This window comes from Flavobacterium sp. Root186, from assembly GCF_001428525.1.
In the GTDB taxonomy this organism is placed as follows: domain Bacteria; phylum Bacteroidota; class Bacteroidia; order Flavobacteriales; family Flavobacteriaceae; genus Flavobacterium.
Map to the genome: position 1 here is coordinate 181,996 of NZ_LMHW01000016.1, position 24,258 is coordinate 206,253.

At 32.5% G+C, this 24,258-nt stretch carries 19 protein-coding genes; 5 read left to right on the plus strand and 14 right to left on the minus strand.

The window, feature by feature from the left end:
- The first annotated feature begins 137 nt into the window (after positions 1-137).
- On the plus strand, positions 138-2,441 hold the full coding sequence (locus tag ASD98_RS21495) for a family 20 glycosylhydrolase (RefSeq protein ID WP_056208629.1): 2,304 nt from the start codon (positions 138-140) through the stop codon (positions 2,439-2,441).
- Between the two features lie 109 nt (positions 2,442-2,550).
- Here ASD98_RS21495 and ASD98_RS21500 read toward each other — a convergent pair whose 3' ends face one another.
- From ASD98_RS21500 to ASD98_RS21525, 6 genes are all read right to left on the minus strand, one after another.
- Positions 2,551-3,285 carry a hypothetical protein gene (locus tag ASD98_RS21500; RefSeq protein WP_128414867.1) on the minus strand — a complete coding sequence of 245 codons (735 nt, stop codon included), beginning with the start codon at positions 3,283-3,285 and terminating at the stop codon, positions 2,551-2,553.
- A 109-nt stretch (positions 3,286-3,394) separates the two neighbouring features.
- A complete protein-coding gene (locus ASD98_RS21505) occupies positions 3,395-3,793 on the minus strand; it encodes a hypothetical protein (protein WP_128414868.1) in 399 nt (132 codons plus the stop codon).
- A gap of 142 nt (positions 3,794-3,935) precedes the next feature.
- Positions 3,936-4,952 carry a hypothetical protein gene (locus ASD98_RS21510; protein WP_128414869.1) on the minus strand — a complete coding sequence of 339 codons (1,017 nt, stop codon included), beginning with the start codon at positions 4,950-4,952 and terminating at the stop codon, positions 3,936-3,938.
- Between the two features lie 108 nt (positions 4,953-5,060).
- Positions 5,061-5,807, minus strand: coding sequence for a succinate dehydrogenase/fumarate reductase iron-sulfur subunit (locus ASD98_RS21515; RefSeq protein ID WP_053473331.1), 747 nt, complete (start codon positions 5,805-5,807; stop codon positions 5,061-5,063).
- A 95-nt stretch (positions 5,808-5,902) separates the two neighbouring features.
- On the minus strand, positions 5,903-7,903 hold the full coding sequence (locus ASD98_RS21520; RefSeq protein WP_056208639.1) for a fumarate reductase/succinate dehydrogenase flavoprotein subunit: 2,001 nt from the start codon (positions 7,901-7,903) through the stop codon (positions 5,903-5,905).
- Between the two features lie 11 nt (positions 7,904-7,914).
- Entirely contained in the window at positions 7,915-8,580 is a 666-nt protein-coding gene (locus ASD98_RS21525; RefSeq protein WP_056208641.1) for a succinate dehydrogenase cytochrome b subunit, read from the minus strand.
- A 356-nt stretch (positions 8,581-8,936) separates the two neighbouring features.
- Between ASD98_RS21525 and ASD98_RS21530 the strand changes: the two genes are divergently transcribed.
- Positions 8,937-10,298 carry a hydroxymethylglutaryl-CoA synthase family protein gene (locus ASD98_RS21530; protein WP_056208644.1) on the plus strand — a complete coding sequence of 454 codons (1,362 nt, stop codon included), beginning with the start codon at positions 8,937-8,939 and terminating at the stop codon, positions 10,296-10,298.
- Positions 10,299-10,684: 386 nt separating this feature from the next.
- Here ASD98_RS21530 and ASD98_RS21540 read toward each other — a convergent pair whose 3' ends face one another.
- The 4 genes from ASD98_RS21540 to ASD98_RS21555 all read right to left on the minus strand — a co-directional run bounded on the left by ASD98_RS21540 (position 10,685) and on the right by ASD98_RS21555 (position 13,079).
- The gene (locus tag ASD98_RS21540) at positions 10,685-11,122 is read right to left on the minus strand and encodes a GNAT family N-acetyltransferase (RefSeq protein ID WP_056208650.1); all 438 of its coding nucleotides are present in this window, start codon (positions 11,120-11,122) and stop codon (positions 10,685-10,687) included.
- Positions 11,123-11,128: 6 nt separating this feature from the next.
- Positions 11,129-11,716: a hypothetical protein gene (locus tag ASD98_RS21545; protein ID WP_128414870.1), complete on the minus strand. Its 588-nt coding sequence runs from the start codon at positions 11,714-11,716 to the stop codon at positions 11,129-11,131.
- 58 nt (positions 11,717-11,774) lie between these two features.
- A complete protein-coding gene (locus ASD98_RS21550) occupies positions 11,775-12,359 on the minus strand; it encodes a hypothetical protein (RefSeq protein ID WP_056208657.1) in 585 nt (194 codons plus the stop codon).
- Between the two features lie 90 nt (positions 12,360-12,449).
- The gene (locus ASD98_RS21555) at positions 12,450-13,079 is read right to left on the minus strand and encodes a hypothetical protein (RefSeq protein WP_056208660.1); all 630 of its coding nucleotides are present in this window, start codon (positions 13,077-13,079) and stop codon (positions 12,450-12,452) included.
- Positions 13,080-13,352: 273 nt separating this feature from the next.
- Here ASD98_RS21555 and ASD98_RS21560 point away from each other — a divergent pair, with 273 nt between their 5' ends.
- Both ASD98_RS21560 and ASD98_RS21565 read left to right on the plus strand, forming a co-directional pair.
- Positions 13,353-14,645, plus strand: a complete 1,293-nt coding sequence (locus ASD98_RS21560; protein ID WP_056208663.1) for an aminopeptidase P family protein — start codon at positions 13,353-13,355, stop codon at positions 14,643-14,645.
- Between the two features lie 6 nt (positions 14,646-14,651).
- On the plus strand, positions 14,652-15,551 hold the full coding sequence (locus tag ASD98_RS21565) for an alpha/beta fold hydrolase (protein ID WP_056208666.1): 900 nt from the start codon (positions 14,652-14,654) through the stop codon (positions 15,549-15,551).
- 54 nt (positions 15,552-15,605) lie between these two features.
- Here the strand turns inward: ASD98_RS21565 and ASD98_RS21570 are convergent, their stop codons facing one another.
- The 3 genes from ASD98_RS21570 to ASD98_RS21580 all read right to left on the minus strand — a co-directional run bounded on the left by ASD98_RS21570 (position 15,606) and on the right by ASD98_RS21580 (position 20,284).
- Positions 15,606-16,124: a ferritin gene (locus ASD98_RS21570; protein WP_056208670.1), complete on the minus strand. Its 519-nt coding sequence runs from the start codon at positions 16,122-16,124 to the stop codon at positions 15,606-15,608.
- A gap of 90 nt (positions 16,125-16,214) precedes the next feature.
- A complete protein-coding gene (locus ASD98_RS21575; protein WP_056208671.1) occupies positions 16,215-16,571 on the minus strand; it encodes a hypothetical protein in 357 nt (118 codons plus the stop codon).
- A 218-nt stretch (positions 16,572-16,789) separates the two neighbouring features.
- Complete coding sequence (locus ASD98_RS21580) at positions 16,790-20,284, minus strand: T9SS type A sorting domain-containing protein (protein ID WP_056208674.1); 3,495 nt, start codon at positions 20,282-20,284, stop codon at positions 16,790-16,792.
- A 228-nt stretch (positions 20,285-20,512) separates the two neighbouring features.
- On the opposite strand from ASD98_RS21580, the gene ASD98_RS21585 reads away from it, so the two are divergent.
- Positions 20,513-21,289: an alpha/beta fold hydrolase gene (locus ASD98_RS21585; RefSeq protein ID WP_056208678.1), complete on the plus strand. Its 777-nt coding sequence runs from the start codon at positions 20,513-20,515 to the stop codon at positions 21,287-21,289.
- Between the two features lie 147 nt (positions 21,290-21,436).
- On the opposite strand, the gene ASD98_RS21590 is transcribed toward ASD98_RS21585, so the two are convergent.
- A complete protein-coding gene (locus ASD98_RS21590; protein WP_056208980.1) occupies positions 21,437-24,199 on the minus strand; it encodes a PD-(D/E)XK nuclease family protein in 2,763 nt (920 codons plus the stop codon).
- Positions 24,200-24,258 lie beyond the last annotated feature (59 nt).

The following is a 24,258-nucleotide window of genomic DNA, read 5'->3' on the forward strand; positions in this document are numbered from 1 at the left end:
GAAACAAATTATAACACAACGTAATTAAAAAGTTAATTACACTATTCTAAAGACATTTAAACACAAATACCTTTTGCAAAAAAAATGCAAACTAATTTACAAACCTTAAATTTGTTGAACAAAACAAAAAAGTAACCATGCAAAAAAGTATACTTCTCTTTTTGATTTTCTGTTTTTCTTTCGGAAATGCGCAAAGTACTTCAGATAATATTTCGATTATTCCTGCTCCAAATTTTTATAAAACAACCGGAGACAGCATTCGCATCAGCGGGAAAATTAAAATTTCATTTGATAAAAACAAATACAGTGCAAAAGAATTGAAAACAGCACAGATTTTTGAGTCGGCTGTAAACTCAAATACATCAAATAAAAAAAGCAATATTGAAGTTTTGTTTATTGCAGAAAAACCAGCTTCATCTTTAAAAAAAGAAGCCTATAAAATCGATATCACTTCCAAAAAAATAACCGTTACCGGAAGTGAAGAAGGATTATTTTATGCCGTTCAGAGTTTATTACAGCTTTTGCCTAATGAACCCAAAAATCAGGAAGTAAAATTACCTTGCGTTACTATCGAAGACCAGCCCCGATACGGGTACCGCGGGCTTCACCTCGATGTCTGCCGTCACTTTTTTTCTGTTGATGTTATAAAAGATTTTATCGCACAAATGTCATATTATAAATTAAATAATTTCCATTGGCATTTAACCGATGATCAAGGCTGGAGAATCGAGATAAAAAAATATCCAAAATTAACCGAAGTAGGTTCTAAAAGAGCACAGACTTTAGTGGGTAATAAATTCGAAAGATTCCCCTATTTTTTTGACGGAAATCCGTACGGTGGTTTTTATACTCAGGAAGAAATTAAGGATGTTGTAAAATTTGCCGAAGACCATTATGTCAATATTATTCCCGAAATCGAAATGCCGGGTCACGCAACGGCAGCGGTAACTGCTTATCCAAATTTATCCTGTTTTCCCGATCGTCAATATAAAGTGGTGGAATCCTGGGGTGTTTTTGAAGATATTTTTTGTGCCGGAAAAGAAGAAACTTTTACTTTTTTAGAAGATGTTCTAACCGAAGTTATGGCACTATTTCCAAGTAAATATATTCACATTGGCGGAGACGAATGCCCGAAAACAAGATGGAAAGAATGTCCAAACTGCCAAAAGCGAATTGCAGCTTTAGATTTGAAAAACGAACATGAATTACAAAGTTACCTCACAACCCGAATCGAGAAATTCCTAAACGCAAATGGGAGGCAAATTTTAGGCTGGGATGAAATGCTCGAAGGCGGACTGGCACCAAATGCAGCCGTGATGTCATGGCGAGGCGAATCTGGCGGAATCAGCGCGGCGAAACAAAAACATTTTGTAATCATGAATCCGGAGCAAGTTCTTTATTTGGATTATAATCAGGGTTATTCTCCTCAGGAACCTTTAACAATTGGAAGATTAACAACAGTTGAAAAAATATACAATTACAACCCAACTCCTGTAGACAGCTTAACAGTAGAAGAACAAAAATATATTATGGGTGTGCAGTCTAATCTTTGGTCTGAATATTTGACAAGTCCTGCGAAATTAAATTATATGATTTATCCACGTGTATTTGCTTTGGCAGAAATTGCGTGGACTGAACCGCAAAACAAAAACTACAACAGTTTTATTTTGAATCGAATTCCGCATCATTTAGAAAAACTGGAAGCACAAAAAAGAATGTATAAAGTTCCAATTCCTTTTGGCGCTGAAGAAACGGCATTAATTGCATCAAAATATATTCTGGACTTAAAACCAACAATTAAAAACGGGCAGATTTTCTATACTATTGATGGTTATAATCCGGATGAAACAGCAGAACTTTATACTAAACCCGTAACGATAAATATTCCAAAAGGAGAGTTCCGAATTATAAAAATAGTTCAAATTAGTCCAAGCGGCAAAAAAAGTTCGATCAGTAAAATATTGGTTAAAAATCCGGATTTAAAACAGGCTTTAGCGGTAAAGCCAATAAAAAAGGGTTTAAAATTCGATTATTTTACCGGAACATTATTTCAGCAGGTTCAGGATTTAGAATTGGCAAAACCTGTTAACTCTGGCATTTTTGAAGGCAAAATAAGCAGTGAAAAATGGAAAACGAAATTAGAGCGTTATATCGGCTTAAAATTTGACGGATACATCTTTATTCCAGAAACAGGAAATTATACAATTTCAACCCTTTCAGATGACGGATCGAAGCTTTTTATCGATAATGAATTAGTTGTAAACAACGACGGCATTCATTGGCTCAATGAAGTATATGGCGTAGTTAAACTCGAAAAAGGATTTCATAAAATAAACATTAGTTATTTTGACCAAATTGGAGGAACTACTTTAACTTGTTTCATTCAGCAGGAAGGAAAAGAAAAACAAGAAATAAGCGAATCGCAATTGTTTTATGAATAAAACTTAAAAAACGCATTCACTAACCAAATGAATGCGTTTTACTTTCTACTATTTATTTATTAATCTTAACTATTCACTTTTTACTATTCACTTTTTACTATTCACTTTTTCACTTAAAAACATCAAAAGCAACATCATAAGTTTTACCATCAAAAACTTCTTTCATTTCAAGTTTTGTACTGCTTAAACTGCTTATTTCAAATTCTACTTCACCATCTTTATCCAAAACCCAAAGCGGGTATTTCATTTGGGTAATAATTATTTTAGTTTCGGAAGCGTCCTTCCATTGCCATTTACCGAACTCCATTGAGCTTTGAGAAGTAATGCTGAAATTTGTAAAACATGTTCCTGCTTTCGAGAAATTTACCAAACTGACAGTATCCTTGATCTCTTCTTTTTTGATACGTTTCCAGGTATTATCGCATAACAAATCTGTTTTGGGCGTACTGGTAAACTCAGCTGCTTTTGTAACTTTTAATTGATAAGTATACGTATCAGATCCTTCGTATTTAATTGAAAACGTAATATTATTAGGATCACTGTCGTCTACTTTCATAGAACCAAAATTAGAAAGTAATAAAATATCAGTATCTAAAACTTCATAAGTACCAAAGACAATAATTTCGGCATTCTTTTTTGAAAACTTACTGTTTCCATTTTTTATAATGATATAATTTCCATTTTCATCAAATTCAACCGATTCGAATTCTGTTGAATTTTGCACAATCCATTTTTTACTAATGCTTACTTTCTCTGTATTTTCTTTATTGTTTTCATCCTGAGAACATGAAAACAAACTAATGATTAGCAATAAAGAAACTATAATTTGGCTAACTCTGTACATTTTTAAATTTATTATATAAAAATCAAATGTATCACCTCTCCTTTTAAACCACATCACTATTTATAGTGATTTCATAATTTCAATTTCATAAAAGCAAGATATCTATCTGCTAAAATTTCTGGATTAAAATTTTCAGAGCTTTTATTAAGACAGAAACAAATATTAAAAATGGTAAAAAATAACCCGGAAGCAATAGTATTATCCAGCCGTCTCCGTTATGAGGTTTTCCATAATGTCCGCAAATAAACATCAGCACGGCCCAAAAAAGAAACTGAACTATTGACAGCAAAAACCAATGCAATAAAAACTGCCAGTAGTGATCGATGAAAAATGAAATCAAAAAGCTTATAATAATGCTTCCGGCGTACACATAAGAACCATATTCAATTACAAAAGATTCTGAAAAACCGCCAATAAAAAACAACAGCAGAAACAAAATACATGTAAATAGTAATTGATAATACAAATAATTATCATTAGTAAAAAAAGGCATATTGATCGTAAACATATTTGTCCCTTTTACTGCTTAAGAACAGTTGTTATAATGGAATCAAATTTATTTTGAACGTTTTAATTATACATCACTATTTCTAATGAAATAAAAAAACGCATTCAAATTAATGAATGCGTTCTTCTTTTATTTTAAAAAATTATTTACCGCTAATGGCTTTGCTAATTTTTTCAAAGTCATTATCCTTTAAATTATAACTTGCCACTCCATAAAAATAATATACCGGATCGCCTGTTTTAGCATTAACAACCTGCAAATATTTATTTGCATTCATGCTTACATATCTTAAATAATAAATCTCTTCATTATTTAAGATTTTCTTTTCTAAATCCTCATCTTTTATAAATTCATACTTATACTTATAATCTTCTAAAAGTTCGTTAAGGTCTTTTTCGTCTCTCAGCTTTTCTGATATTCTCCAAGGACTAAACTCCAGTTTATAAGCTTCAGGAATATACAGCGTATTTTCTTTTAGATTTTTAATTTCGGGAGTAACAAAATCGTCATAAAGTCCGACATTTTCGCCTTTACTAAGAATTTTATTTATTTGCTGAAAATAGTTTTTCAGCATTCCTAAATTGGTATTTGTAAAAGATTTTTCGGTATACATTCTATCATAAAGAACACCAGCCTTTTCATCAGATCTTGCTACCATCGCATCTGCTAAAAATTTAGAATTAACAGAAAGCGGGGCTCTTGCTACAAAAGATAAATTTTCATTAAAAAGACTTTTCAGTTTTCTGCTATACTTTTTATCATCTGATTTAAGCTTTGCAAAACCTTTCTCAAATTTTTCCTGATTTAAAAGTTGTATTCCAAAGTTAGTATGAACATAAACAGTACCTTTTCCTGTTACCCTTATATCTCCAAAAAGCTCTGCAAATGAATATGCATCGTCTGCATAACCTGTTATATTAAAATCTTTAAACTCAACTAATTTGTAAGGAGTTACGGTCCAGACTTCTTTTAAAATTTTTTCGTAATCTTCTTTTTGATTTATTTGAGGCAGTACAAAAATTGTAGTTGTAGCCTTAAACTTTTCTAACTCTCCTTTTTCAAATTTTTCGTTTGCTCCTCTATCAGAAGGAGAAACCGAAACCTGAGAATAATTTTTAACGCTGAAAATCAGCATTACAAATAGTAAAATTCTTTTCATTAAATGATTCTGTTTTTTGGTTATTATTTACGGAATAAATGTAGTACAAAAAAAACGCATTCAAATTAATGAATGCGTTTTTTAAATATACTAAATTGTTGTATTCCCTTATCCTTTCAAGCTTGCTGCTAAATACTCACGGTTCATACGTGCGATATTTTCAAGCGAAATTCCTTTTGGACATTCGATTTCGCAAGCCCCTGTATTGGTACAGTTTCCGAAACCTTCTAAATCCATTTGGTGAACCATGTTTAACACACGGTCAACTGCTTCAACTTTACCTTGTGGTAATAATGCATATTGAGAAACTTTTGCAGAAACGAATAACATTGCTGAAGAGTTTTTACAAGTTGCTACACAAGCACCGCAACCAATACAAGCTGCTGCATCAAATGATTTATCTGCATCGTGTTTGTTGATTGGAATTGTATTGGCATCAATTGTATTTCCTGAAGTATTTACAGAGATAAATCCTCCTGCATGTTGAATTCTGTCAAAAGAACTTCTGTCAACCACTAAATCTTTAATTACAGGGAAAGCTTTTGCTCTAAACGGCTCGATAAAAATCGTGTCACCATCTTTAAACATACGCATGTGTAACTGACAAGTTGTAACACCTCTGTCTGGTCCGTGTGCTTCACCGTTGATGAATAAAGAACACATTCCGCAGATTCCTTCACGACAATCGTGGTCAAATGCTACTGGCTCTTCTCCTCTATTGATTAATTGTTCGTTAAGAACATCAAGCATTTCAAGGAAAGACATATCTGGTTCAATTCCATCAATAGGATATTCTACAATCCCTCCTTTATCTTGAGCGTTTTTTTGACGCCATATTTTTAATGTAAGTTTCATACCTTTTTCGTTTGAAAGTCATAAAGTCGAAAGTCGAAAGTCGCTTGGCACATTTTGCCTTTTGACTTTAAGACTTTGGGCTTTCGACCAAATTCTTATTTATAACTTCTTTGAACTAATTTAATGTTTTCGTAATTAAGAGGTTCTTTGTGTAATACGGCGTCACTTGGTTTTCCTTTGTATTCCCAAGCTGCAACGTATGCAAAGTTATCATCATCACGAAGTGCTTCACCTTCTTCTGTTTGGTATTCCTCACGGAAGTGACCACCACAAGATTCGTTACGGTGTAAAGCATCTTTCGCGAACAATTCTCCTAATTCTAAGAAATCGGCAACACGAGTTGCTTTTTCTAATTCCTGATTAAATTCGTAAGCACTTCCAGGAACTTTTACATCTTTATAAAACTCTTCACGTAAAGCAGCAATTTCTTCGATAGCTTCAGTTAAACCTTTAGCATTACGAGCCATACCTACTTTATCCCACATAATTTTACCTAATTTTTTGTGGAAATAATCTACAGAATGAGTTCCGTTATTATTGATAAATTTATTAATTTGATCAACAACCGCTTTTTCAGCTTCAACGAATTCTGGTAAGTCTGTAGAAATTTCTCCCATTTTAATATCCGGAGCTAAATAATCTCCAATAGTATATGGTAATACGAAATATCCATCAGCTAAACCTTGCATTAAAGCAGAAGCTCCAAGTCTGTTTGCTCCGTGATCAGAGAAGTTAGATTCTCCAATTGAGAAACATCCAGGAATTGTAGTCATTAAGTTATAATCAACCCAAGTTCCACCCATTGTGTAGTGAACTGCTGGGTAAATCATCATTGGTGTTGTATAAGGATCTTCGTCAACGATTTTGTAATACATCTGGAATAAGTTTCCGTATTTACTTTTCACTATCGCAGCTCCTAATTTAGTTACCAAAGCAGCATCTTTATCATCTAAACCTTTTACGTAAGCATCTTCAGTTCCGTAACGTTTAATTGCTGCTGCGAAGTCTAAGTAAACTGCTTCACCCGTTTTGTTAACTCCAAAACCAGCATCACATCTTTCTTTAGCCGCACGAGATGCAACGTCACGAGGAACTAAGTTACCAAACGCAGGGTATCTTCTTTCTAAGAAATAATCTCTTTCTTCTTCAGATAAGTCTGTTGCTTTTTTCTTTCCTTCACGAATTGCCTGAGCATCTTCTAATTTTGCAGGAACCCAAATACGACCGTCATTACGTAAAGATTCAGACATCAAAGTCAGTTTTGACTGATGATCTCCTGAAACCGGAATACATGTTGGGTGAATTTGTGTATAGCAAGGATTTGCGAAAAACGCTCCTTTTTTATGAATTTTCCAAGCTGCTGTTGCGTTACTTCCCATAGCATTTGTTGAAAGGAAAAATACGTTTCCGTATCCTCCAGAACCAACTACTACCGCGTGAGCAGAATGTCTTTCTATTTCTCCAGTGATTAAGTTACGAGCGATAATACCTCTCGCTTTTCCGTTCACGATTACAATGTCAAGCATTTCGTGACGGTTGTACATTTTAATTTTTCCACGACCAATCTGACGGTTCATTGCAGAATAAGCTCCTAACAATAATTGCTGTCCAGTTTGCCCTTGTGCGTAAAATGTACGAGAAACCAAAGTTCCTCCAAAAGAACGGTTATCTAAAAGTCCGCCATATTCACGAGCCAATGGTACCCCTTGAGCCACACACTGGTCAATAATATTAGCCGAAACTTCAGCCAAACGGTGAACGTTTGCCTCACGTGCACGGTAGTCACCTCCTTTTACAGTATCGTAGAACAATCTGTAAACCGAGTCACCATCACCTTTATAATTTTTTGCAGCATTGATACCTCCTTGTGCAGCAATAGAGTGCGCACGACGAGGTGAATCCTGAAAACAAAATGCTTTTACGTTATACCCTAACTCAGCTAAAGTAGCCGCAGCAGAACCTCCAGCTAAACCAGTACCAACTACGATAATATCTAGATTACGTTTGTTAGCAGGGTTTACTAAATTAATATGATCTTTATAATTTGTCCATTTATCCGCTATAGGACCATTTGGAATTTTTGAATCTAATGCCATTATAATTGATATTAATTATTGAAATGATGAAATAATGCGATAATTACGAAAGCGGCCGGCACTACAACTGCAAACCATAAACCCACTTTGCTTAAGAATCGAGAATATTTGTTGTGCATTCCCATTGATTGAAGAGAAGATGCAAATCCGTGCCATAAGTGAAATCCTAAAAGGATAAAAGATACACAGTACAATCCTGTACGTACCGGACTATGAAATTTATGAACTAACTCTCCATAATACCTTGTAGCATCTGGAGCTGTCCCTGCTATATATTTATAGCCAAGTTCAGGAAACCAGAAATCATAAAAATGCAATCCTAAGAAAGCCAAAATAACCAATCCAGAAATAATCATATTTCTAGAACTCCAAGAAGCATTTGCTGCTCCGTTGTATTTTGCATATGCAATTGGTCTTGCAGCGCTGTTTTGAGCAGTAAGTACAAATCCCATTACGAAATGTAAAATTACCCCGAATGCCAAAACTGGCTGCATTACATATTGTATCAGCGGATTGTAACCCATAAAATGAGAAACTTCGTTGAATACATCCTCACTAATAATAGAAATAAAATTTAAGGAAACATGCAGCGCTAAAAACGTGATTAAGAATATTCCCGAAAGAGCCATAGCTACTTTCTTTAAGATGGAAGCATTCAATAGTGCAGATTGTGCCATAAGTGTTTAAGTAGTTTGTTTTAAAAAATTAGACAAAAATAACTCAATTAACAAAGAACTACAACCATTTCGTTGTTATTTATAATGATTTTAAAATAGGCTACGTATACGTATTTTTACGTATAAATTTATTTTTAATAATAAATAATTTAGTATAAAAAAGTTTAAAAAACTGCTTTAGAGCGATTTCAGACTAATTTCAATACTTATAAGATTCTTAAAAATTATCATATTGATATTTTATTCAAAGTTTTGATTTGTTTTCTTCAAAAGTACCAGCTGTACATAATTTTATCTAAGCAAAAAATTGTCATTCCATAACATAGTTTTACCTTTAGCGGCTCAAAAAAATAAGAATGAAAACAGGAATTGATGCCATCTCTTTTGATGTTGCAAACATACATTTACCCATAAAAACTTTGGCTGTTGCCAGAAATATTGAGCCGGAAAAATTAGAAAAAGGTCTTGGATTGCTTAAAATGACATTTCCAGATGCTCATCAGGATGCGGTTGTTTTTGGAGCAAATGCTTTAACGAAACTAATCACTAACAATAAAATCAACCTAAACGAAATAAGCCGAATTTATGTTGGCACCGAAAGCGGAATCGACAGCTCAAAACCAATTGCTTCTTATTTAATTAATTTAATGGAGCAAAAATTTGGCGAAGATGCTTTAGCAGAATGCGATGTTGTAGATTTTACTTTTGCCTGTATTGGCGGCGTTGATGCTTTGCAAAACTGTCTTGACTTTGTAAAATTAAATCCCGCTAAAAAAGCAATTGTAGTAACAACCGATTTTGCAAAATATGATTTAAATTCGGGTGGAGAATATACCCAAGGTGCCGGCGCTGTTGCCATCCTGATAACTTCAAACCCAAAAATTATTGCTTTTGATAACGATTGGGCAACGAGCACAAAAGGTGTTTTTGATTTCTTTAAACCGTACAGAACTATTCCTAAAGAAGACATTACAAAAAATGAAAACAACGATTCTTGGTTTGACAATTTAGAAGCCGAAATCGAAATTCATAAAGACCAGCCGGTTTTTGACGGTCAATATTCGAATCAATGTTATATGGATCGTACCCGTAATGCTTACTTTTCATTCAAGAAATTAAAAAATACTACCGAAACTCTTTATAACACTTGGCACAGTATCGTGATGCATCTACCATATTCTTTCCAAGGAAGAAGAATGTTATCTGAAATTTATGCTTTAGACAGTGCCGAAAAAATTATTACCGATGATATTGCGCCTGCAGATTATCAGACAAAACTTAAGGAAGTTGCAAAATCTGATGATTACAGAAAATTTGTAACTGAGAAATTACAGCCTGCAGAATTAGCTTCGTCATTAATTGGAAACCTTTACACCGGTTCTATTTTCATGGGATTATTATCGACTTTAGCTCATTTTTATGATACTAATGCAGCAATTTCAGGAACTAAATTCGGATTCCTGGCTTACGGAAGCGGATCAAAATCGAAAGTTTTTGAAGGAACGATTCAGACAGAATGGAAATCGGCTTTAGAAAACGTAAAACTTTTTGAAAATTTAGCCGAAAGCATAGAAATTGATTTCAATACTTATGAAAGTCTTCATAAAAAAGAACAAAAACAAAGCATAAGAACTCCTAAAAACGAATGGGTTTTGGATCGAATTGAAAAAGAGATTCCTGTTTTGATTGGGGCTCGTTATTATAAATGGGTAGATTAAAAAATTCCAATAAAGAAATTCCAAATTCCAATAAAAACCGAAGCTTTGCTTCGGTTTTTTGTTTTTATACCACAAAGTTTGACATCCTGGACGAAGTCGAAGGACACGTTAGCAGCTCTACAAAGATTGTCGATTTTGCAAGCGGAGTTACTTGCTTATCCTTCGACTTCGTCCAGGATGACGAGCTTTGCGCAAAAAAACTTTGTCAAAGTTTAAAACTTTGACAAAGGTCGTCACACATAAATTAAATTGCCTCCAGCTTTAGCTGGAGATTAAAAAAGTTCAATATAAATGGCTTTAGCCAAAAAATAAATATTTAGGCTAAAGCCTTCTCTTTTGTCTCAATGATTCCCCCAGTTAAAACTGGGGGCTATTGAAATATTTAATTACTTATAAATCGTAAACTTATTATGACTTAAAGTAAAACCCAGATTCTCATAAATCGCAACGTTTTCTACTCTTTTGCGGTTTGTTGTGACTTCAATATTTTTTAAATTATTTTGATCTGCAAAATTCTTAATCTCACTGATTAATAAACATCCAACGCCTTGACCGCGGCATTTTTGATGAATAAAAAACTCCTGAATCTCGCCAACCAATCCGCAATGATGGAGAAGATTTTGAGTATGAAAACTGATAAACCCTAAACCTTCATTTTCGTTTTCGGCAATTAGATATAGATTTTTGGGGTTTGAAATGTTTTCATTGAAAATTTCCTTGAAAACTTTAAAATTTAAGGTTTCATTTTCGAGTTCGCAGATTGCTTTGTAAATAAAGTCTAGATCTTGTTTTTCTATTTTCCTGATTTGAATTTCCGTTCCCATTTCTAATTATAGATTACCATAAACTACAATATAATCAGCATAAGTCAATTTACCATTTAACCAATTGGTTAGTTCTGTCAAAAAACTTTGAATTTGCTCATCATCGCTTTGGATTTGGTTTATTGTTTTCACAATTTGCACGCAGGTTTTATTGTCAAAAAAGTTATGTCCCAAAACATCAAATTTATTCTCGATCGTATCATTCCATGGGTTTTTTAAAGGAAAAACCGATTGGAATTTTTCTAAAACAATATCAAAATCCTCTGTTTGAATAAACACATCATTTCTTTTAGCTGTTTTATAAAATTCTCCATTAGCATTTTCGGACCATAAAATAAAGCCAATTTTTGAATACGCTGCTTTTCCAGTTGCAATTATTACTTGTTTCTGATTAATTCTTTCAACGGCTTTTGTTATATCATAATTGCAAATTTGATAATTATCTTTTGCGGTTTCATAATCGCATTCAGCTTTATCACAAATTCTTAAAATATTACTATCATGAAATTCTTGTTCACACAACTCAATATTATGATTGTTCTTTTTAAGCAGTTCCAATGCTGTATTTAAAGGCACTGGGATTTTTTCTCTCAATATTTTTATTTTTTCATTATTCATCACAACCTAATAAATCTCTATTTTTTTTCTAAACCTACAAATCATTTTCTGCTGTTTTTTGATTTTCTCTACAAAGAATTGCAATTGTAACAAAGACAAAACTAAGATATACTGAAATTGGAAAACCTATTCCTAATTCATACTTAGAAACACTATCATTAAAAGGCAGTAATTTTAGAGTTATGACTGTTAAAATTGGAAGAGAAAATAATACCCAAAAAGCAACAAAATTATCTGGAAAAGAAAACAGTCGTCTAAAAATAAAAAACAACACCCCCCCTGTTCCAATTAGTGGAATTATAAAACCGGCCCAACTCCATTTTACAATTGCAGAAATCAAAAGTCCAATTGTCATCGTAGCTATAAAAACAACAATACTTCCTAAAAAAAGATAAAACAATGTTGCTAAAAATTGCCCTCGTTTATCTTTTGCAAAAAAATTTACGACGATAAAACACAATATGAATATTATACCAAAAATAGTCATCAATCCACGATCGTCTCCTCTATCATATTTTGTGGTAATAAACATCCATATCCAAACAAGAAAAAGTGAAACCAATAAAAAAATGGTGCTTTGCTTAACGGTTAAATATTTAATATCTGTACTTAATTTCATTGTTTAGAATTTAAAAACTAAAAATACTCTCTTGAATTTGCATTCCATTTTGTAAACAAAATCAAAATTGACAGCGATTATGAATTATTTTTAATACATTTTAGAAAGACTTACACTTCCATTAGCAATCTTTATTCGTTCATCAATATCTACCAGCCATTCAATAGCTATAAATTTCGAGCAGTCATTTTTCAAATCATCTGACCAGTCGATTAAAATGGCAGCTCCTTCGTTTTTAATTTCGTCTTTAACAAACTCATATGTTTTAGAAAAATGCATAGCTGATTCTCCTCTCAAATCAAAAACTATATTTTTATTTTTTGAAAAAGCGGCACTTAACGAAAGCCTCTTTTTTTCGCTTGTATCAAGATTTTTTACCTTGTCTTTTTTAGTAAAAGTATCTATTTCGAAAATTTTAGATACCATTGGATTATTTACATCTGCATTTCTTTTTAAATAACTGCCCACCGTAGCAGGATTGAATATTCTTTTAAAAGTCGATTCTTTAAATTGTTCTGCGAAAGTTAAAGGTTCTATTATTTTTACATTTTCATGGTGTTCTTTCCCTGTAAAAATATCTACTAGCTGTGTTTTCAGATCATCAAAATGAGATCCGCCTTCTAAATAAATAATAACTAAATCTCCTTTTCTCAACTCAAAAGGCGGTATATAGTATTGCTCGGTTCTTATACCTTTATTTTGAATTAATAGTTCATTCATTTTTAGTATGATTTGAAATTATTACAATATACAAAATATGCAGAATTAAAAAATTACAATCCGTCAATCTTTGTACAGTTACTAGCGAAGATTTCTCGTTCCACGAAATGACAATATTGAGAAAACATTGCGTAAATCTTTGCGCTCTTTGCGGTTAAATAAACCCTGAAAAATTAGAACCAAAACAAATAAGAAAACTTTAATAAATCAATTATACGCCACTTATTCAAAAATCACTAATTTTGAAATTCGAAGTTCAAAAACTAAGTTATTATGAAATATCATCAAATAAACAGCGCTCTTTTTGTAAAAAACCGCAAAAAATTCACGGCAGAAATGAAACCTAATTCGGTTGCCGTTTTCAATTCAAATGACATTTACCCAATTAGTGCAGACAGCACTTTGCCCTTTGCACAACACAGAGACATTTTTTATCTGAGCGGTGTAGATCAGGAAGAAAGTGTTTTGCTTTTGTTTCCGGATGCGCCATATGAAAGCCAAAGAGAAATTCTTTTTTTAAGAGAAACTAACGATCATATCGCAGTTTGGGAAGGTGAAAAACTAACGAAAGAACGTGCTTTTAAGGTTTCTGGAATTAGAACGGTTTATTGGTTACAGGATTTTCATAAAGTTTTGAACGAAATGATGACGTACGCCGATACAATGTATATTAATACAAACGAACATTACCGCGCAACTGTTGAAGTAGAAACTCGCGAAGCTCGTTTTGTAAAATGGTGGAAAGAGCGTTACCCTGCACACAATGTTGCGAAAAGCAACCCAATTTTGCAGCGCATTCGTTCTGTAAAAGAAAGCGAAGAAATCGATTTGATTCAGCAGGCTTGTGATATTACAGAGAAAGGTTTCCGTAGATTGCTTTCGTTTGTAAAACCAAATGTTACTGAATATGAAATCGAAGCTGAATTAGCTCACGAATTTATCCGTAACCGTTCAAAAGGTTTTGCTTACACGCCAATTATTGCTTCTGGAAACAATGCAAATGTTTTACATTATATCGAAAACAATCAGCAATGTAAAACCGGGGATTTAATTTTATTAGACGTTGCGGCAGAATATGCAAATTATTCAAGCGATATGACAAGAACGATTCCAGTTTCGGGACGTTTTTCTGATCGTCAAAAAGCAGTTTACAATGCTGTTCTAAGAGTTAAAAATGAAGCTACAAAAATGCTGACTCCAGGAACACTTTGGAAACAATACCATGTTGAAGTGGGCAAAATCATGACTTCGGAATTAATTGGTTTAGGTTTAATTTCTAAAGCCGATGTTCAGAACGAAAATCCAGAATGGCCGGCTTACAAAAAATATTTCATGCACGGAACTTCTCACCATTTAGGACTTGACACGCATGATTACGGTTTGCTTCACGAACAAATGAAAGCGAATATGGTATTTACGGTTGAACCTGGAATTTATATTCCGGACGAGAAATTCGGAATTCGCTTGGAAGATAATGTAGTGGTTCAGGAAAAAGGAGAACCTTTTAACTTAATGCGCAATATTCCGGTTGAAGTTGATGAAATCGAAACGTTGATGAATTCTTAATTCACGATGAAAAAGATTTTTCTACTTGGATTTTTATTGTTTTTGGGGAACATTTTTGCCCAGACAGAAGGCTATGCTGTGAATAATGACGGAAGTAAAACCTATTACAAAACTTTCGGAAAAGGCGAACCGCTTTTAATTATAAACGGCGGTCCGGGAATGAACAGCAATGGTTTTGAAGATATGGCGAAAACTTTGGGTGAAAATCAGCAAACGATTATTTACGATCAAAGAGGAACCGGAAAATCGAACCTTTTAAAATTGGATTCTAAAAGTATTTCGATGAAAATAATGGCTGATGATATTGAGTCATTAAGAAAGCATCTTAAAATTAAAAAATGGAATATTCTTGGGCATTCTTTCGGCGGAATGTTAGGTTCTTATTATGCGACGGTTTATCCAAACAGTATCGATAAATTGATTTTATCATCATCTGGCGGCGTAGATTTAACTTTATTAAAAAGTCCGAATTTGATTGAAGCCGGTTTAAGTAAAGCAGAAAAAGATTCTCTGAATTACTGGAACGATAAAATTGACAAAGGCGACACATCTTACAAAGCAAGACTTGGACGCGGAAAAGCAATGGCTCCGGCTTATGTTTACGATCGAAAATTTGTTCCGATAATTGCCGAAAGATTAACGCAGGGAAATTCGACAATAAATGGCTTATTATGGTCTGATATGCAGAAAATGAATTTTGATTGCAAAGACAAGCTAAAAAACTTCAAAAATCCAGTTTTAATTATTCAGGGAAAAGAAGATATTATCAGTAATGAAATTGGAGAATTGGCACATCAAACTTTTCCAAATTCTAAGCTCATTTTATTAGAACATTCTAAACATTACGGATGGCTTGATGCGAGAGAAAAATACTTCTCGGATATTAATTCATTTTTAAAATCATAAAAATAAAAAAGCCCTTAATTGTTATTAAGGGCTTTTTTATTTTATAACCGTTTATTATCCAATTTTTGAAATCTGAAGATCTAATTGAAATTTACCGTCAGCTTCGTTTCCGTTGATTAATTCAAAAAGCTCTAAAGCTCTTCTTGCGTTTTTCTCTTCTTCTCTTTGCTCAGCCACATACCACATCATAAAATTTTCTGTAGCATAATCATTTTCGGCTCTACACTTTGCAATTACTCTATTGATTGCCTGAGTAACTGCAATTTCGTTTTGCAAAGCAATTTCAAACACTTCTCTAAAAGAAGCAAATTCTTGCTGCACTTCTGAAACAGATGGCGTAACTGCAATCCCTCCCATATCTGTAATATATTTGAAAACTTTTAGAAAATGCTCTCTTTCTTCTTCAGCCTGCTTATACAAATACGATGCTGTATTTGCATAACCATTTCTATCTAACCATGCAGCCATAGCTAAATATTTATTAGAAGCGTCGCTTTCTATTTTTGCCTGTAAGTTCAATATATTTTCTATTCCTTCAACTAATGAAGTACTTGTTCTTAGTAAATCTTTCATAACCTTTAATTTTTAGTATGTGTAAAATTACTAAAATTAAAGGAGGCAGCCCTAAATGCCTGAAAATTTGGATTTAATCTAAGTAAGAATCTAAATAAGCTCTACGTTAACCGTATTACAAAGCATAGAATGTAAAGTGAGGGTAAATTTTGTTCCGTTTAATAAATCTCTTAACTGTACTATTTCGCAGATCGTAAGATTTCTGGAAAAATTTCTTTTGGTAGTTTCAATCAACTGCGCGTCTGACTGATCAGATAAGTCATAAAGCATATTAAGAATGTCAACGCTATTAACCTTTCTTTGAAAAATCAAAAAATCATGAATTTTATAACTTGACACCGTATCAACAAAATTGATGATTATACTATTCGTCAAATCACATTGATAACTGTATCCTTTTTCGGTTTCAAATAATATTTTGGTGGTCAAATCACTAACTAATGCCATTCTGATAAAATATAATAACGGTGCAAAAATATAGAATTTAAAGTAATTAAACACATAATTAAGACTAATTTAAAATAACAAAGTCACTTAATGTTCTTAAAAAACAGCTCAAGTGCACTCAAAGACTGTAATATTCTATAGTATTATTTATTTAATTTTAAAAACAAAAACGGCTTTCATTTCTGAAGGCCGTTTCTTTTTTCTCACTGCAAATTTATTTACTGCTTTAAAACTTTAAAGGTCTGCACCTTATTACCTGCTTTAATTTTTACAAAATACAATCCTTGACTGCCGTTTATTGTTAAATCAAGTTTCGATAAATCAACCGCTTTTTCTTCACTTATTTTTTTTCCGTTTGCATCGTATATCTGCACGTTTGCATTTCCGTCATAATTTTTTAAATCTACTGAAATCTTACCCGAAGTTGGATTAGGATAAATAACCGCATTTGAAGTTTTTGTAAAATCCTCTGTTGATAATGTATTTTCATACTTAAGAATTCCACAATCTTCATCAAAATGGACTACTGTGCCATCAATACCATTGGTACTTAATGTACTGCCAAAACTGCTGTAATTACTCCCTCTTAAATTACTAGATAAATAAAATGATCCATCTTCTGCTTTGAAAAAATCAAATATTTCCATGTAAGGCACATTAACATGATTTTTGTTATCTCCATTAGCTGTTATCTTTTTTAAATTACCTGATAAATCATAAGTAGCTAAAAAGAAATCATAATTACTAATCGATAAATTATAATACTTTCCATCGGCTGTAATAAAATTGCCTCCATCCGCAACTCCTCCAATAATATGCAATTTATCTTTATCCTTAATCATTTTAGCTCCACCGCCTCCAGTATATTGGGTCCCTGTTATCCATTCACATTTTCCAAGGGAATTAACTTTTGCTACATAAAAGCTTCCAATACTTTTTTGCGTTATTGTTCCGTCACTATTTTCAAAAAAATGAATAGCTTTTGCTTCATCGCACCCATTACTTCCGGTAATATAACTGTCTCCGTTTTCATCCGTAACCATTGATCTTATGGAAACGCCATTAAAAAAAGCATCTTTTGTATTACTTCTTACTTTCCATTGAAAAATTCCATCTTTATTATATTTTACTAAAAAACCTCTACTTCCGTAACCACCATCTCCTTCCAGTCTTTCGACCGGAGCTGCATTTCCTGCTGAATAAAAACTAACATACGATTCGTAATTACCTCCTAAGTAAATATTATTATCGCGATCAAAACCAATATCTGTAAGCCCTCCTGCATTAACATATGAAATTTTAATTTCATCGAACCACTTAAGAGCTCCCGTTGGAGCTATCTTCATCATCATAAAGCCACCAGCCAAAAGTTTTATGGTCTCGGTTTTAACTCCATTTAAATACAATTGGCCTCCACTATATTGCGAATCAAAAGAACCTATAGTAACTAAGTTATTCTCTTTATCGATGTATAGCTTTTCTGCTACATAACCCAAAGTACTAAAAGATAATGTCCAGATAATTTTTCCTTTTTTGTCCATTTTCATGATATAACCAACATTTTGGCTAGACCCAATTATTGGATCTATGTTAATTCTATCACCTTTGTTGTCTATAAAAATACCTTGGTGTGTACCGCATATGTATATATTTCCATCATGATCTTCTACAGAAGAAGATATTTTATCTCTATCACGAATTTGCAGATCATGTTCTGTACTAACTACCCATTTTATGACACCACTTCGATCATATTTAGTTAGAAAACTTCCTTTTTTATTTTTATAATTAGGTTTAACCCCAACCTTCGAATCAAACACCTGATCATTAAATCCTCCGGAAACCAAAAAACCATCTTTTGTTTGACTTAAACTGTAATTACCTTCATATTCATATCCATTCCATTGAGAATCGACTCCATCATTAATTAATGCCCAGCAATTATTCGAATTTTCAGGATTATTATAAATAAAAGGTCCTTCTGTCTCTGTTTTATCGTAACAACCATTATCCGACCAAACTTCAAAATTAGTGATTGTTGCTCCTGGCTTAGAATAACTAGTTTCTACTATTGCATCTGTTGAATTGGCTGTTAAAGCATTAGGGCTAAAATCCCATTTATAATGTTGCGCATCAATTGCTTTTTGATAAAATGACGTAGTCTCATCAGGCTTAGCGTTTATCAAATCTTTATAAAATTGTGCTTTTGTATGTTCAACCTCAATATGAAATTTATCTGTAAAACTAACTGTACAGTTAGCATTTACATTTTTAGCTTCTAAATAAAAATCTCCCGATTCGCTAATTAAATCGCTTGTTAAAGAAATGGTTTGTCCATTCCCCACTTCACTGGTTCCAAATTTTAAGGAACCATTTCTCAATGTATAAACAACATCGATCTCAGAATTTTGAATTTGAATTATTACAGGTTCACTCTTACAAAGAATATTATCATTTATAATAACCGGTAAATTAATTTTCGGAATTGGACTAACATAAATACTTTTAGAATCTGTAGATTCAACACCAAAACTATTTGTAACCGTATATCTAATTTCATAATTCCCGGCTGTTTTGAAATTATAAGTTAAACTTCCGCACACAGCATTAACCTGCACATCATTTACAAACCATTTACAACTTGCAACTCCGCCTACAAGAGGTTTTAAAGTTACAGTACTTCCGGCGCAGCCGCCTACCAATCTTGAAACATTTACATAAGGAATTCTCGTACCTCCTCCATTAGTAGTTTTTAATATAATTCCCGAATTTCCACATGCATAAAAAGTCGTATTTGCCATTTGTTTCCAAAAACAATTAATACTATAATTTAAAGATGTTGTCTGCCACTCTAATGCCTGACTACTGGCAACAAAATAAACACCATGATCTGTTCCCACATATTCGCCTGTTGAGTTAGCAGAAATACACTTTGCATTTAAAGGTCCATTATAAAAGTTCGCATGGTCATTATTTAGTGAATTATTAATGCTATAGTATGCAAATCTATTTCCTGCACAAAAAGTTACACCGGTATTAAATGTTCCATAACCATAAGTTATGGCCTTAATATCTGAACCAGGCGTTGATACCGGCACAAAATTATATCCTGAATCAAAATACTCAAAATAAAGTATTTTACCGGTAGTTGCTATTTTACACCTATTTTGATAAAAAGCAACAGAAGAAAAATTATCGGTGCCAAGATTTTTAGTTTTTGCAACACCCGCTGATGTAAAAGTAACAATTAGTCCATTTTCTCCTACTGCAAAATAGGATCTATAATAGTCTGAATAAGTAATCTGGTTGAGTTTTGAATTTTCCTCTCCTGTATATATAATTTGGTAGTTAAGCGATGGCAGTTCAATTTTCATTATAATAGCTTGTTTTGTCAATGCATTCTGTCCGCAAGCGAAAACAACTCCTGCAGAAGCCGAACCTGTTGCATCTGAATAACAATGACTAAAAATTGTATTATTGTAGATATTGGCATTTTCGCTTCCATCTGTTATCTCAAATCTCTTCCAACTTGATGCTCCTTCCCCTCCATTTGAAGTATAGTAAAGTCCTTTTTTTCCAGCAACTAAACCATTATTACCAAAAAAAACAACACCAGTTAAATCATCTGTCAAACCAGTATTTAGATTTACCCATTGACAAAAGGCAAATTGAACATTCAGTAAAAACAAAACATAGAGTAAAGTTGATCTCATATATAATTTAGTAAGTTTATTATTAAAAAACGAAGTAAAACTAATCATTTTTCAACACTTTACAAGTCGATAAAATTAATTTGCTAAAAACTAAAAATCAATTCCTTAGAAATCTTATTAACATTTAAAAATTCAAAAAAAATATTTCCTAATTCAGTGAAAAAATCCTTAAATCTATAATATTGGTTAGTTAAAATTCAAAAGGTTATTTTTGTAAAAATTATTACGATGAAAAATATTCTATATAAAAACACCAAAATATCTTTTACAGATTCTGGAGAAGGAACCGCAATTGTAATGCTTCATGGTTTTTTGGAAAATAAAAAAATGTGGGCAAAGTATGTTAATTTGTTTTCCGAAAAATATCGTGTTATTACAATCGATTTATTAGGTCACGGAGAATCTGACTGTTTGAGCTATGTTCATGAAATGGAAGATAATGCAAATGTTGTTTATGAAGTTTTACAATCTTTAAAAATAGAAAAAGCCACTATTTTAGGGCATTCTATGGGTGGTTACGTTGCTTTGGCTTTCGCCGAATTATTTCCGGAAAACATTAAAAAATTAGTGTTACTAAATTCAACTTCTAAGGAAGACAGTGCCGAAAAAAAACTAAACAGAACGCGTGCCATTAAAGCCGTAAAACAAAACTATGTCAATTTTGTAAGCTTGGCGATTGCAAATTTATTCAGCGAAAACAACAGAACCCGTTTAGCAGATGAAATTGAAAAAGTACGAGAACAAGCTCTAAAAACTCCTTTGCAGGGAATTGTAGCTTCGCTCGAAGGAATGAAAATACGAAAAGACCGCGAATGGCTTTTACACGAAAATAGATTTCCCGTTTTGTTGATTTTAGGCAAAAAAGATCCCGTTTTAAACTACGAAGAAAGTCTTGCTCAAATTAAAGACACAACGGCAGAATTAGTCTCGTTTGAAGATGGTCATATGAGTCATATTGAAAATAAAGAGGAATTATTACCAGTCCTATTAGATTTCTTCAGCTAAAATAAAAAAGATATTAAACGCAGAAAAGGCTGTTTCGGAAATTCGAAACAGCCTTTTCTTTATTTTGAAAGCAAAACCTATAGTAGATAATTTAGCTATTTTTTGAATCAAATAAATTGATCTAAAAACTATAAAAAAATCACCTAATTATATTTTTTCTTCAAAAGGGATATTGATATCTAGTATTTCATTTAGCAATACAACTATTTCTTCTATATAACTATTTAGAATCGTTTTGCTGACCGTTATATCAAGGTCTTTTTCTTCTTTAAATCCAAAAGGTAAAAATCCTGATTTTAAATTTTTAAAAGAAATAATTCCAACTTCAATTGGAGTATCTCCTGCATGCTCTTCAAACATAAACGCATAAGCTAAAACCTGAATAATTTTATCGTTTTTAAACTCTTGTGTTAATCCGTTCCACGATTTGAGCATAACGTTTGTTTTTTCAACTTTTCCGGTCTTATAATCAATGATTCTTATTTTTCCGTTGCGAAGTTCGATTCTGTCAACTTCACCGCCAATTAAAACCGGAAATGGCAAACTTGCATGATGCAGATGTCTTTCATACCTAGTTTCCAAAGCAATAATTTTAATTGCATCTCCATTTTTGATCGATTCTAATTCCATTTTCAAAAAATTAGAGACATTGCGTTTTGCAACTTCAAATGCTAAAAGATTACGCCCTTTTTTAATTTCTCCCTCTTTATACACCAATTTAAATTGTTTCAGCACTTCATCATCTAACAATTTAAAACAGTTTAATAAGTCAGATTCTGAAATAAATTTTCCAATAAAAGGTTCATACAACGTTTTTAAAGTTTCATGAATGATTGTTCCAAGTGTATTTAACGCGATGTTTTCTTCGACTTCTTCAACTTCACGAATACGCAGGATTTTTTGAAAATAAAACTCAATTGGATTACGGATATAACTCGTTAATGCCGACGGAGAAAATCCATTAGTGGCAATTTCTTTTAAACGCTCCATAACTGCTTCTGATTTCGGAATTACCATTGGCTGATATGCCGTGGCAGGCAATACCGGATTATAGATATCAAAAGTCAAATTATGCTTTAATTTTTTTTCGACTTCAAGCTGGGTTATAAAACGACTGCGTTCACCGGCATCTAACCCGTCGTTTTCAGTATTGTAAATCAGATAAATATTTTTTGCACGCTGCAATAAATGATAAAAGTGATAGGTGTAAATAGCATCTTTTTCTTTAAAAGTTGGCAGACCTAATTCTTTCTTCACATCATAAGGAATAAAGGAATTCTGAGATTTTCCTGCCGGAAATTTACCTTCATTCATTGAAGTAACAATTACGGTTTCAAAATCAAGAACACGGCTTTCAAGAACTCCCATAATTTGTAATCCACGCAAAGGTTCTCCTTCAAAAGAAACTTCAGCCACATCAATAATTTGTTTATAAATAGCATGAAGGGTATCAATATTATCAATGTGTTTATGCTTTGAATAGTAATTAATAAGCTTATTGATCACTTTAAAAACAGCATAGACAAAAGTTTTTGCAATTTTTTCTTCTTCATTATCATTACTGAAATTGTGTTTTATCAAAAGTAATATTGCAGATATATTTTCAAGAACCGCTACAGATCCGTTTTCCCATTTCTGAAACAATAAAGAAAATAATTCGGACGGATTTTGATTAAGTTCTAAAATCTTATTAAGAGTAATAAAAGTATAGTTGTTTTCTTTGATTATTCTAACAATATGATGGGTCTTTGCATACGGCTCAACTAGAGGATGCGTCAAAATATCCAAAACATCTTTATAATAAAAAACATAACTGCCTCCAGCACGGGACAGTGCATTAGTATGCATTTTGAAAAACTTAGCTACCAATATCTGCGAGGGGTTATTTTTTCCTGAATACCCCATCGTAATATTTAAAGCTCCAACCGAAGAAGGCAGCGAATATAGAACTGGAATTAAAAGGTTTTCTTCTCCCAGCACTACTGCAACTTTATCAAGAGAAGCTGCTGGATTTTCATTAATTAAATTCTCAATAATACTTCCCGCCAATTTAGCCTGTCCAATTGTTTTTGGAGTACCAATAACCTGAATATTTTTTGTTTGAGAAAAATCGTCTACAATCCATTCAAAAGGATGGAATTTATAATGCTTCCAACTTTCTTTAAAACGGCGAACAAAAAGTCCTGCATCATGAAAAGGATCATTTAAAAATGCCTGGTCTACATCCCAGTAAATTTTGGCCTGATCAAGTGCTAAAAGATGCTGCACAATTTTTTCTTCTGCTGCATTTAAGGCATTGAACCCGGCAAAAATAAAATTACGGTTTGAAATAGTATTTGAAAAATGATTTAGATTATTTACTGCTTCTCTATAAATCAAACCTTGATAACCAATGGATTTATTTAAAAGGTGATTATATAGTGAATCATAATATAGAGGCAGAAGTTTCCAAAAGTCGATATAATTTTCTAAAAGTTTAGTTTTATTTTCAACCTCTATTCCCCATTTCTTAATGTCTTCAATATCTTTTAAATAAGACAAAACATGATTTGGCTCCAGAAGATAACGATCAATTTCATTGAAGTCCTGCAAGAGTGTTTTTGCCCAATTAGCAAACAACTCAAAAGATTGCTGATGCTGCTTTTCAGTTATCGATAAATAAACTTCGTAAAACTCAAACAGAAGTTCAATTGAATCTATTGATCTAATTGAAGCAACATCTTGTACAAAATCTTCAATACTTATAATTTCAGGAGAAAGGATTGTTTTAGAAGTTTCTTTTTTAAGCGCTTCAATTAAAAAAACTTTAGCCCTTTTGTTCGGCAAAACGATAGTAGTTTCTGCAAGTTTATCAGAATAATCCTGAATTACGACAGCTGCAATTTTCTCTAAGAAAGATGTATTTATCATTTTATAAAAATAAAAAAAGCCATTCAATTAAGAATGGCTTTTAGTATTTATTTACAAAA

Bases quoted from the DNA above. Each gene is read 5' to 3' on its own strand.
- ASD98_RS21495 (WP_056208629.1), top strand. From the start codon at position 138: ATGCAAAAAAGTATACTTCTCTTTTTGATTTTCTGTTTTTCTTTCGGA.
- ASD98_RS21500 (WP_128414867.1), bottom strand. From the start codon at position 3,285: ATGTACAGAGTTAGCCAAATTATAGTTTCTTTATTGCTAATCATTAGT.
- ASD98_RS21505 (WP_128414868.1), bottom strand. From the start codon at position 3,793: ATGTTTACGATCAATATGCCTTTTTTTACTAATGATAATTATTTGTAT.
- ASD98_RS21510 (WP_128414869.1), bottom strand. From the start codon at position 4,952: ATGAAAAGAATTTTACTATTTGTAATGCTGATTTTCAGCGTTAAAAAT.
- ASD98_RS21515 (WP_053473331.1), bottom strand. From the start codon at position 5,807: ATGAAACTTACATTAAAAATATGGCGTCAAAAAAACGCTCAAGATAAA.
- ASD98_RS21520 (WP_056208639.1), bottom strand. From the start codon at position 7,903: ATGGCATTAGATTCAAAAATTCCAAATGGTCCTATAGCGGATAAATGG.
- ASD98_RS21525 (WP_056208641.1), bottom strand. From the start codon at position 8,580: ATGGCACAATCTGCACTATTGAATGCTTCCATCTTAAAGAAAGTAGCT.
- ASD98_RS21530 (WP_056208644.1), top strand. From the start codon at position 8,937: ATGAAAACAGGAATTGATGCCATCTCTTTTGATGTTGCAAACATACAT.
- ASD98_RS21540 (WP_056208650.1), bottom strand. From the start codon at position 11,122: ATGGGAACGGAAATTCAAATCAGGAAAATAGAAAAACAAGATCTAGAC.
- ASD98_RS21550 (WP_056208657.1), bottom strand. From the start codon at position 12,359: ATGAAATTAAGTACAGATATTAAATATTTAACCGTTAAGCAAAGCACC.
- ASD98_RS21555 (WP_056208660.1), bottom strand. From the start codon at position 13,079: ATGAATGAACTATTAATTCAAAATAAAGGTATAAGAACCGAGCAATAC.
- ASD98_RS21560 (WP_056208663.1), top strand. From the start codon at position 13,353: ATGAAATATCATCAAATAAACAGCGCTCTTTTTGTAAAAAACCGCAAA.
- ASD98_RS21565 (WP_056208666.1), top strand. From the start codon at position 14,652: ATGAAAAAGATTTTTCTACTTGGATTTTTATTGTTTTTGGGGAACATT.
- ASD98_RS21570 (WP_056208670.1), bottom strand. From the start codon at position 16,124: ATGAAAGATTTACTAAGAACAAGTACTTCATTAGTTGAAGGAATAGAA.
- ASD98_RS21575 (WP_056208671.1), bottom strand. From the start codon at position 16,571: ATGGCATTAGTTAGTGATTTGACCACCAAAATATTATTTGAAACCGAA.
- ASD98_RS21580 (WP_056208674.1), bottom strand. From the start codon at position 20,284: ATGAGATCAACTTTACTCTATGTTTTGTTTTTACTGAATGTTCAATTT.
- ASD98_RS21585 (WP_056208678.1), top strand. From the start codon at position 20,513: ATGAAAAATATTCTATATAAAAACACCAAAATATCTTTTACAGATTCT.
- ASD98_RS21590 (WP_056208980.1), bottom strand. From the start codon at position 24,199: ATGATAAATACATCTTTCTTAGAGAAAATTGCAGCTGTCGTAATTCAG.